12 protein-coding genes are annotated in these 9,326 nt (G+C 66.5%); 8 read left to right on the forward strand and 4 right to left on the reverse strand.

What is annotated here, in order from left to right; genetic code table 11:
- The first annotated feature begins 25 nt into the window (after positions 1-25).
- Both RR928_RS09570 and RR928_RS09575 read left to right on the forward strand, forming a co-directional pair.
- Positions 26-652: a glutathione S-transferase family protein gene (locus tag RR928_RS09570; protein WP_332535503.1), complete on the forward strand. Its 627-nt coding sequence runs from the start codon at positions 26-28 to the stop codon at positions 650-652.
- Between the two features lie 14 nt (positions 653-666).
- Entirely contained in the window at positions 667-1,629 is a 963-nt protein-coding gene (locus tag RR928_RS09575) for a D-2-hydroxyacid dehydrogenase (RefSeq protein ID WP_332535505.1), read from the forward strand.
- A 215-nt stretch (positions 1,630-1,844) separates the two neighbouring features.
- Here the strand turns inward: RR928_RS09575 and RR928_RS09580 are convergent, their stop codons facing one another.
- On the reverse strand, positions 1,845-2,705 hold the full coding sequence (locus RR928_RS09580; protein ID WP_332682310.1) for a LysR family transcriptional regulator: 861 nt from the start codon (positions 2,703-2,705) through the stop codon (positions 1,845-1,847).
- A gap of 115 nt (positions 2,706-2,820) precedes the next feature.
- Here RR928_RS09580 and bla point away from each other — a divergent pair, with 115 nt between their 5' ends.
- Positions 2,821-3,720 (forward strand): class A beta-lactamase, encoded by a 900-nt coding sequence (gene bla, locus RR928_RS09585; RefSeq protein ID WP_332535508.1) that lies wholly within the window; start codon positions 2,821-2,823, stop codon positions 3,718-3,720.
- Positions 3,721-3,741: 21 nt separating this feature from the next.
- Here bla and RR928_RS09590 read toward each other — a convergent pair whose 3' ends face one another.
- On the reverse strand, positions 3,742-4,323 hold the full coding sequence (locus RR928_RS09590; RefSeq protein ID WP_332535509.1) for a DJ-1/PfpI family protein: 582 nt from the start codon (positions 4,321-4,323) through the stop codon (positions 3,742-3,744).
- Positions 4,324-4,612: 289 nt separating this feature from the next.
- On the opposite strand from RR928_RS09590, the gene RR928_RS09595 reads away from it, so the two are divergent.
- From RR928_RS09595 to RR928_RS09615, 5 genes are all read left to right on the forward strand, one after another.
- Positions 4,613-4,951 (forward strand): helix-turn-helix domain-containing protein, encoded by a 339-nt coding sequence (locus RR928_RS09595; protein ID WP_332535510.1) that lies wholly within the window; start codon positions 4,613-4,615, stop codon positions 4,949-4,951.
- 35 nt (positions 4,952-4,986) lie between these two features.
- Positions 4,987-6,309 (forward strand): type II toxin-antitoxin system HipA family toxin, encoded by a 1,323-nt coding sequence (locus RR928_RS09600; protein ID WP_332548116.1) that lies wholly within the window; start codon positions 4,987-4,989, stop codon positions 6,307-6,309.
- Positions 6,310-6,349: 40 nt separating this feature from the next.
- Entirely contained in the window at positions 6,350-7,042 is a 693-nt protein-coding gene (locus RR928_RS09605; RefSeq protein WP_332535512.1) for a glutathione S-transferase family protein, read from the forward strand.
- 284 nt (positions 7,043-7,326) lie between these two features.
- Positions 7,327-7,536: a hypothetical protein gene (locus tag RR928_RS09610; protein ID WP_332535513.1), complete on the forward strand. Its 210-nt coding sequence runs from the start codon at positions 7,327-7,329 to the stop codon at positions 7,534-7,536.
- A gap of 97 nt (positions 7,537-7,633) precedes the next feature.
- Positions 7,634-7,969: an RNA recognition motif domain-containing protein gene (locus RR928_RS09615; protein WP_332535515.1), complete on the forward strand. Its 336-nt coding sequence runs from the start codon at positions 7,634-7,636 to the stop codon at positions 7,967-7,969.
- A 120-nt stretch (positions 7,970-8,089) separates the two neighbouring features.
- Here RR928_RS09615 and RR928_RS09620 read toward each other — a convergent pair whose 3' ends face one another.
- Together RR928_RS09620 and RR928_RS09625 are read right to left on the reverse strand one after the other, a co-directional pair.
- Positions 8,090-8,842, reverse strand: coding sequence for a GDSL-type esterase/lipase family protein (locus tag RR928_RS09620; RefSeq protein WP_332535516.1), 753 nt, complete (start codon positions 8,840-8,842; stop codon positions 8,090-8,092).
- Between the two features lie 42 nt (positions 8,843-8,884).
- Positions 8,885-9,326: DUF1731 domain-containing protein (locus RR928_RS09625; RefSeq protein WP_332548115.1), on the reverse strand; the 442-nt coding region annotated here is incomplete at its 5' end.

The following is a 9,326-nucleotide window of genomic DNA, read 5'->3' on the forward strand; positions in this document are numbered from 1 at the left end:
CTTTCCTGCCCCTCCCGGAGACCCGATGATCACTGTCCACCACCTCAACAACTCGCGCTCGCAGCGCATTCTCTGGCTGCTGGAAGAGCTGGGCCTGGCCTATGAGATCAAGCGCTACCAGCGCGACCCCAAGACCCATCTGGCGCCGCCCGAACTCAAGGCCATCAGCCCGCTGGGCAAGTCGCCCGTGATCGAGGAAGGCCCTCTGGTATTGACCGAGTCGGGCGCCATCGTCGACTACCTGATACGCCGCCATGGCGGCGGCCGGCTGCAGCCCGATCCCGCGAGCCCCGCGTACGACGAATACGTCAAGTGGCTGCACTTCGCCGAAGGCTCGGCGATGCTGCCGTTGATGCTCCACCTCTACGTCGGTCGCCTGGGCGAGGCCGGCGCGCCGCTGCAGCCGCGCATCCAGTCGGAGCTGGCGAATTTCCTCGGCTATATCGATGCCGCGCTGCGCGACACGCCGTTCCTGATGGGCGGGGAGCTCAGCGGCGCGGACATCCAGCTGAGCTTCGTCGGCGAACTGGCCAAGGTGCAGCGCATGGACGCACCCTACCCGCATCTGCAGGCCTGGATGGCCAGGCTGCAGGCGCGGCCGGCCTACCGCAAGGCGATAGAGCGCGGCGGTGAATACGCCTACGGCAATTGAACGGACGGAGCCCTATGAAGATCGTATTTCTTGACCGCGCCACCTTGTCTCCCGAGACCACGTTGCGCCTGCCTTCCTTCCCGCACGAACTCGTGTGCCATGACAGCACCGCCCCGCATGAAGTCGCGCAGCGCATTGCCGATGCCGACATCGTGATCAGCAACAAGGTCAAGCTGGGCGCCCAGGCGCTGGAGCAGGCCGCATGCCTGAAGTTCATCGCGGTCGCGGCCACGGGCACCGACAGCATAGACCTGCAGGCCTGCGCCCGGCGCGGCATCATCGTCAGCAACATCCGCAACTACGCCGAGCACACCGTTCCCGAACACACCTTTGCGCTGATGTTCGCGCTGCGCCGCAGCATCTGTGCCTACCGCGACTCCGTCAAGGCCGGCCGCTGGCAGGAATCGGGGCAATTCTGCTATTTCGACTATCCGGTGCGCGATCTTGCGGGGTCGACCCTGGGCATCATCGGCGACGGCGCGCTGGGCTGCGCCGTGGCAACGATTGCGCGCGCGCTGGGCATGACGGTGCTGATATCGGCGCACAAGGGGCGCTCCGGCATGGGCAGGCTCTACACGCCGTTCGAGGAAGTGCTCGCGCGCTCGGACATCATCACGCTGCACTGCCCGCTCAACGCCCAGACGCGCGGCATGCTGGGCGCAGCGGAGTTCGCGCAGATGACGCGCCGCCCGCTGATCATCAATACCGCGCGTGGCGGCCTGGTCGACGAGGCCGCGCTGGCCGCGGCCTTGCGCGGCGGGCAGATTTCCGGTGCGGGCTTCGACGTGGTCTCGGCCGAGCCGCCGCCGGCCGACCATCCCTTCATGGCGTTGCTGGACCTGCCCAACTTCATCCTGACGCCGCATGTGGCCTGGGCCTCGCAAGAGGCCATTCAGGGCCTGGCCGATCAACTGGTCGACAACATCGAGGCGTTCGAGCGCGGCGCGCCGGTCAACGTGGTGCGTCCCGCGGCCTGAGCGTCGGCGTGGCATAACGCGGCATGACATTCCGCGCGCAGCTGCCTGTTTTTTGAGCACGCTCTGGAAACCCAGCACTGGCGCGGCTTTGCGGGGTTATTGCGGCAGTTATGCACAAGCTTGCTCCCCTGTCTTGGGGATAAGAGCGGCTTGTATGGAAGCCTCCCGGATTACAAGTGGCTTTGGCGTGTAGAGCGCAGGAGGCAGGGCTGCAGTCATTTCGGCGTCGTCTGCAGCAACCAGTCGCTGAAGGCCTGCATGGCTGCGGTCACGGGCCGGGACTTCAGGCGCGTGAGCCAGTACCGGCCGGTGGCTATCTCGGTCTCGAACGGGCGCACCAGCCGGCCCTGCTGCAGCTCTTGCGCGAACATGCGCACCGGCAGCAGCGCAATGCCCGCGCCCTGGGCCGCGGCCTGGGCCATGGTCAGCGACGAGTCGAACACCGCGCCGCGCAGCAGGGGACAGGGCGTGGCCGCGGCCGCAAACCAGGCGACCCATTCGTCCGCGCGGTAGGAGCGCAGCAGCACCTGGCCGGCGAGATCGCCAGGCGTGTGCAGTTCGGCCGCCAGGGCCGGCGTGCACATCGGCGACAGCGGCGCGGCCAGCAGGGGCTGGGCGTGGGTGCCATGCCAGGCGCCGTCGCCGAAGCGGATCGCGTAATCCAGGCCTTCGCCCGCGATGTCGACACGGTTGTTGTGGGTGAACAGCCGGAAGTCGACGAACGGATGGGATTGCTGGAAGTCGCGCAGGCGCGGAATCAGCCAGCCCACGGCAAAGGTGCCGACCACGCCCACGGTCAGCGCCTCGCGCGCGCGCCCGTCGCCGAACTGGTCGAGCAGCTGGCCTATGCGCTCGAACGACTGGGCCAGCACCGGCAGCAGGGCCTGGCCTTCGTCGGTCAGCGCCAGGCCGCGCGGCAGGCGGCGAAACAGCGTCACCTTGAGCCGGTCTTCCAGGTTCTTCACATGCTGGCTGACCGCGGTCTGGGTCACATGCAGTTCCTCGGCGGCGCGCGTGAAGCTCAGGTGGCGCGCCGATACTTCGAAAGCGCGCAAGGCGTTCAACGGCAGGTGCATACGGAAACCTCGGCTGTCCCCAGTTTTTCTGGGGTCAAAACTCGATTATTACTGTTTGTCGTGGGCGCCCAAGGCCGGCATCATCGCTTTCGTTCAAACCCACTACAAGGAAAACATGGAGCGACGTCCTTTCATTCGCGCGGCCGGCCTGGCTGCGGTCACGGTCTTGAGCGCCGGCTGCACGCTGGCCCGCAGCCCTTCGGCGGCCCAGGCGAGCCGCTTCCAGCAGGAAGTGCAAAAGATCGAACGCGACAGCGGCGGCCGCCTGGGCGTGGCCGTGCTCGATACCCACACGGGCCTGGCCTGGGCCCACCGCGGCACGGAGCGCTTTCCCATGTGCAGCACCTTCAAGTTTCTTGCCGCGGCCCTGGTGCTGGACCGCGTCGACCACGGGCAGGAACAGCTCACGCGCCGCATCGCGGTGCAGGCCAGCGATATCGTGCCGCATGCACCGGCGACCGCGCCGCGCGTGGGCGGCGCACCCATGACCATGGCCGAACTCTGTGACGCCGCAGTCACGCTCAGCGACAACCCCGCGGCGAATCTGCTGCTGCAGAGCTTTGGCGGCCCCGCGGCGCTGACGGCCTATGCACGCTCGCTGGGCGATGACTTCACGCGCCTGGACCGCATCGAGCCCGAGCTCAACGAAGCGCTGCCCGGCGATCCACGCGACACGACCACGCCCCAAGCCATGCTGCAGACCTTGCGCAAGATCGTGCTGGGCGATGCCTTGTCGCCGGCCTCGCGCGCGCAGATCACGCGCTGGCTGCAGGACAACAAGACCGGCGACCGCAAACTGCGCGCGCTGCTGCCCGCGGGCTGGCGCGTGGGCGACAAGACCGGCGGCGGCGCCTACGGCACCAACAACGACGTGGGCGTGCTCTGGCCGCCGGGAGGCCGCGCGCCGCTGCTGGTCAGCAGCTATCTGACGCAGACCCAGGCCGATCAGGCAACGCGTGACCTGGCCTTGGCGCAGGTGGGCCGGCTCGCGGCCTCGCTGGTCGGCACGGCCTGACGCCGGGCACCGTGCGCGGCGCTATGGCAGGCGCGTGCCGTGCTCCGCCGCCAGCATGGCACGCAGCTGCGCAATGGGCTCGGGTGCGAGTCCGGCCGCTGCAAACACTTCGCAGGTGAAGCTCACCGGCGCGGTTCCCGGGGCCGTGATCACGCGCTGCGCATGCACGGCTGCCGGGCTGTCCCGGTAGTGCGCCGCGCCGCCATAGCCCATGGCATTCCTGCGCAGGAAATCGGCGCTGTTCGAGGTATGGGCAATGTGGTCGAGCAGGCCGGCGCGCGCCAGCGCGAGCGTTCCCCCGCAGATGCCGGCAACTGCCGCGCCCTGATCGCGCAGCGCGTGAAGAAATGCGCCCAGGTCGGGCGCTGCGCTGCTTTCCCAGACCATGCCGCCTATGACCGCGACCGCCTGCGGCTGCCATGCCTGGCATTGCGCAAGGTCGTCGGCCACGGTCACGTCCAATCCTCCCTGCGAGCGCAATGCTCCCGGTGCGGGAGAGAAAAACCGCAGGTCTATGCCGTAGAACGGCTTGGCCGTGCCTGCGAGCAACGCGTATTCCCAGTCTGCAAAACCCGGTGTGAGCACCACGCCAATGCTTGCCATCATTCAATCCTTTGTTGTGCAGCGCAGCCGCGTGGCGCGCCGGGTTGGAAGGAAAAGATTGTAACTGTATATACGTACAGTTAAAAGCTACACGACGTGTCAACCAGCACTCCATGAGAATAGTCATTCAACATACGATTTTTGGTGTGTTAAAGGCTTTTGGTAAACTAAAGTTCGGAATTTGGTAGTTTATTGACATCAAAACTCCTGATGAACCTATGCATGATAAAGTACGTAAAAACGTATGTTGCAGCCATATTTTTGGTTAACACAACGAAAAAGGTACTTTATGGAGCAGATTAAAACCCCTGAAGATCTGGAGCGCGAGCTGGGCGAGCAACTGCGCGCCGAGCGTCTGCGGCAAAACATCACCATGGAAGACCTGTGCCTCAAGGCCGGCGTGTCCAAGCAGACGCTGCGCGCGCTCGAGACCGGAGCGGGCAGCCGCGTGATCTCGCTGATCCGCGTGATCGATGCGCTGGGCCATGGCGCCTGGCTCACCACGTTCCGTCCACCGGTGCGCATCAGCCCCTTGCAGATCGCGCGCGGCGTGGCCTCGCGCCAGCGTGCCGCGCGCAGCGTCTATGCCAGGAAGCTGCGCCTGGAGCGCGGCGACGACCAGGGCTGAGCCGCCGCTGAAATCAATATACAGAGAACAAGACCATGGCAACGCGCAAGAGTGTTTTCCGGGCCGTGCAGGCCGTGACCGTGAACATCTGGGGAATGGATGTGGGCGCGGTCGCGCTCGATCCAGATACCGGCTACTACGCGTTCGAATACGAGCCGAAGTTCGTGCGCTCGGGCATAGAGCTGGCGCCGCTGCAGATGCCGCTGGCCCAGGCCAATGCGCCGTTCGTGTTTCCCAATTTGCCCATCGCCACCTACCAGCGGCTGCCGGCCATGCTGGCCGATGCGCTGCCCGACCGCTTCGGCAATGCGCTGATCAACGCCTGGATGGCCGAGCGCGGCATTGCGCAGGCCAACGTCACGGCGCTCGATCGCCTGGCCTACATGGGCCAGCGCTCCATGGGCGCGCTGACGTTCAAGCCCAGCCGCGGCCCGCAGTCGTCGGCCGCGACCGCCGTGCAGATGTCGCAGCTCGTGGCCCAGGCGCGTTCGGTGATCAGCGGCGACTTCGCGGGCAGCGACCATGCGAGCGAGCTGCTGCGCCAGATCATCCAGGTGGGCACGTCGGCCGGCGGTGCGCGCGCCAAGGCGACGATTGCCTGGCGCCGCGCGACCCAGGACGTGCGCACCGGCCAGTTCGAGATTCCCGAAGGCTATGAAGCCTGGCTGCTCAAGTTCGACGGCATAGGCCTGGACAGCCAGCTGGGCCCGGGCAGGAACTACGGCCGCATCGAGTACGCGTACTCGCTGATGGCCAGGGCGGCCGGCGTCACGATGTCGGACTGCAACCTGCTCGAGGAGGGCGGCCGCGCGCATTTCATGACCCAGCGCTTCGACCGCGACGGCAATGCGCGCCACCACATGCAGACGCTGTGCGGGCTGGCGCATCTGGACTTCAACCAGCAGGAATCGCACAGCTACCACCAGCTGTTCCAGACGCTGCGCCAGTTGCAGCTCGATGAGACGGCATTCGCGCAGACGCTGCGCCGCATGGTGTTCAACGTGCTGGCCGCGAACAACGACGACCATACGAAGAACTTCTCCTTCCTGCTGCGCCAGGGCGGCCAGTGGGAACTGGCGCCGGCCTACGACGTGACCTATGCCTATGATCCGGGCAATGTCTGGTTGCGCCAGCATCTGATGTCGGTCAACGGCAAGTTCTCCGGCATCACGCGGGGCGACATCCGCGAAGTCGCCAACAGCTACGGTCTGCGCGGCGTCTGCGACCCGATCATCGAGCAGACCCGCGCGGCGCTCGCGCGCTGGCCCGAGTTTGCGCAGCAGGCGGGGCTGCCCGGCGAAGTGCGCGACCAGATCGCGGCCACGCACCGTGAGATGGACGGCCTGCTGACCGCATGAGCGCCTGCCCCGGGCATTGTTTCAACCAACGGAGACCTTGATGACGCTGACCGTTCACCACCTCGAAACTTCGCGCTCGCAGCGCATACTGTGGCTGCTGGAGGAGCTGGGCCTGCCGTATGCGCTGCGCGTCTACCAGCGCGACCCCAAGACGCGGCTGGCCCCGCCCGAACTCAAGGCCATTCACCCTCTGGGCAAGTCGCCCGTGATCACCGATGGCGACACCGTGGTCGCCGAGTCGGGCGCGATCATCGAGTACCTGGCCGAATGCCATGCGGCGCGGGCGCCGGCGGAACTGGCGCAGCTCGAGCCGGCACGCGGCACGCCGGAACACCGCGCCTGCCGCTTCTGGATGCACTACGCCGAAGGCTCGCTGATGAACTGGCTGGTGATGAAGCTGGTGTTCGACACCATTCCACGCCAGCCCATGCCGTTTTTCGTGCGCCCGATCGCGCGCGGGCTGTGCTCCAAGGTGCAGCAAAAGCTCGTCAGCCCGAATGTGCAGACCGCGCTGGAGTTCATGGACGCGCACCTGGCGCGCAATACCTGGTTCGCAGGCCAGCACCTGACCATGGCCGATTTCCAGATGAGTTTCGCGGTCGAAGCCGCGCTGGCGCGCAGCGGCAATGAATCCGCCTGGCCCCATCTGCTGGCCTACCGCGAGCGCATGCGTGCCCGGCCCGCCTACCAGCGCGCCTTGCAAAAGGGCGGGCCGGTGGTGATGTCGGACTGAAGGCGGGGGCGGGTCAGCACTTTTAAAACCCAATAGAATAATGATTAGATTTTAAATTCTAATGGGTGATATAATAGCTTCTGTTGCAGCCACGCCGGTGAGTCCGATGCGCTGGCCGCAACGCTTGCCAGGAAGGCCGCGGCCTTCCTGCAAGACCCGTTTTGCGACCCTTGTCGCCCGGTTGTTCTGTAGAGCTGCAGACACCCGCGTTCTGCCCTAAGCTCACGCGGCTTGATCCAGGCCTGCGTTCCCGAATGCATTAAATTCCAAAAATCGGCATTTCCATGGGCCAATACGTCGTTTCGCCCGCGACACACCCGACCGACTGTGGCCGTTTTCGCGCCTCCTTCGCGGTCCATCGCTCCCAGAGCAACGGCAGCTATTGCCGAATATTCCGGTTTGACAAGACTTTTGCCTCGCGCGAAGCCGCACGGCTGTTTGCCGTGACGCAAGGCTGGCTGCAGACATGCATGCCGCATCCGCCGATTTGCTGATGCCCCCATTTCCAGTGGCTGCGGGATTTCCGTCCACGCACCTTTGTTCCAACGGCGCGCCATTTGTTGCGCACCTTCCTCCAGAAAGGCTCTTTCCATGAGCGTCAAAATCTATGTGGGCAACCTTCCCTACTCCGTAACCGATTCCAGCCTGGAGAGCAACTTCGCCGAGTTCGGCGGAGTCTCCTCGGCCAAGGTCATGATGGACCGTGAAACCGGCCGTTCCAAGGGCTTCGGCTTTGTGGAAATGGCTTCTGCCGAAGTGGCGCAAGCCGCCATCACCGGCCTCAACGGCATGTCGGTCGACGGCCGCGCGATTGTCGTGAACCTGGCGCGTCCACGCGAAGCCGGCGGCGGCTCGGGTGGCTTCAGCGCGAGCAATCGTTCTGACGTCGGCTATGGCAGCGGTGGCTACGGCGGTGGCCGCTACTGAGCCTGCGGCTCTGCTGAAAAAACCGGCTCTGACGAGCCGGTTTTTTTTCGTCCATGCGCGCGGCGCGTCATCTGCAGCAAGGCCGAGACCGCGGCCGTCGTCGCCGCGCGCAGCCCGGCTTCAGCGCGCCTTGGACGGCGCGAGCAGCGTCGCGAGCTGGGCCTGCTGCTGCAGCTCATCGAACCAGATGCGATAGCCCGGGTCGCTGGGGTGCAGGCCGTCCGAGGCGTGCAGCAGTTGTGGCTGCTGGGCAAACGGGTCCTGGTCCTTGTCCTTGTACAGATTGATGTAGACCGCCTGGCGCCGCTGCGCCGTTTCGCGCACCACGCCGTGCAGGGAGCGGGCGCGCGCGCTCATGAGCCAGGACACCGGGGCGAAGAAGAACGGCGCATGGCCCACGTTGCCGGCCGGCATCAGCAGCACATGGTCGCTGCGCGCGCGTGCCAGTTCGGTCACGCGGTCCATGTCGCGGCCCATGCTGTCCTGTGATCGCAGCCGTATCACATCGTTGCCGCCGGCCTGCACCAGCACTGCGTCATAGCGCCCGCTGACCGCTTCGAGCTGGCCGCGCACATCGGCGAGCAGCGCGCCGTCCGCTGCGCGGTTGTCGATCTGCAGCCGCGGAAAGGCCTGGGCCAGCAGGCCCGCGAGGCTGTTTTCGGGCGCGCTCGCGCCGGTGCCCACGCCCGTGCTGTCGCCGACGATCAGCAGGCGCTGCGCGGCATCCACGGGCGTGCTTTGCAGCGGCTCGCTGCGGTCGACCAGCTCGCGCGTCTGGCCCAGGCGCCAGGCGGCGCAGCCCGAGGTGACGATCACGGTTCCCACCACGACGGCGAGCAGGGCGGGAACCACGAGTTTGGAAGGTTTGCGCATGCTTGGCAGTCTATTGCCTGCGCGCCCAGGATGGATGTAGGCCTAGGTGCTGTGCAGCAGCTGCGCCAGCGCCGGCGCGAGCGTGGGCTGGCGCCACGCGAAGCCCGCGTCCTGGGTGCGCCGTGGCGACAGCCGCTGGCCGCCCAGCAGCAGCACCGACATCTCGCCCAGCGCCAGGCGCAGCGCCCAGGCCGGCGCGGGCAGCACCGCGGGGCGGTGCAGCGCGCGCGCCAGCGTGCGGGTGAACTCCGCGTTGCGCACCTGATGAGGCGCGCAGGCGTTGAAGGCGCCGCTGCAGTCATCGCGCTGCAGCAGATGGTCGATCAGCGCGACCTGGTCGTCGATATGGATCCAGGGCATCCATTGCGCGCCGCTGCCCAGCCGCCCGCCCAGGCCCAGCCGGAACGGCGGCAGCAGCCGGCCCAGCACGCCGCCCTGGGGCGCAAGAACCGGCGCGGTGCGCAGCAGCGCCACGCGCATTCCC

The organism is Comamonas sp., assembly GCF_036666375.1.
In the GTDB taxonomy this organism is placed as follows: domain Bacteria; phylum Pseudomonadota; class Gammaproteobacteria; order Burkholderiales; family Burkholderiaceae_C; genus Comamonas.

Coding starts and splice junctions, on each gene's coding strand:
- bla (WP_332535508.1), top strand. CDS start 2,821: ATGGAGCGACGTCCTTTCATTCGCGCGGCCGGCCTGGCTGCGGTCACG.
- RR928_RS09595 (WP_332535510.1), top strand. CDS start 4,613: ATGGAGCAGATTAAAACCCCTGAAGATCTGGAGCGCGAGCTGGGCGAG.
- RR928_RS09575 (WP_332535505.1), top strand. CDS start 667: ATGAAGATCGTATTTCTTGACCGCGCCACCTTGTCTCCCGAGACCACG.
- RR928_RS09570 (WP_332535503.1), top strand. CDS start 26: ATGATCACTGTCCACCACCTCAACAACTCGCGCTCGCAGCGCATTCTC.
- RR928_RS09580 (WP_332682310.1), bottom strand. CDS start 2,705: ATGCACCTGCCGTTGAACGCCTTGCGCGCTTTCGAAGTATCGGCGCGC.
- RR928_RS09610 (WP_332535513.1), top strand. CDS start 7,327: ATGGGCCAATACGTCGTTTCGCCCGCGACACACCCGACCGACTGTGGC.
- RR928_RS09605 (WP_332535512.1), top strand. CDS start 6,350: ATGACGCTGACCGTTCACCACCTCGAAACTTCGCGCTCGCAGCGCATA.
- RR928_RS09590 (WP_332535509.1), bottom strand. CDS start 4,323: ATGGCAAGCATTGGCGTGGTGCTCACACCGGGTTTTGCAGACTGGGAA.
- RR928_RS09620 (WP_332535516.1), bottom strand. CDS start 8,842: ATGCGCAAACCTTCCAAACTCGTGGTTCCCGCCCTGCTCGCCGTCGTG.
- RR928_RS09600 (WP_332548116.1), top strand. CDS start 4,987: ATGGCAACGCGCAAGAGTGTTTTCCGGGCCGTGCAGGCCGTGACCGTG.
- RR928_RS09615 (WP_332535515.1), top strand. CDS start 7,634: ATGAGCGTCAAAATCTATGTGGGCAACCTTCCCTACTCCGTAACCGAT.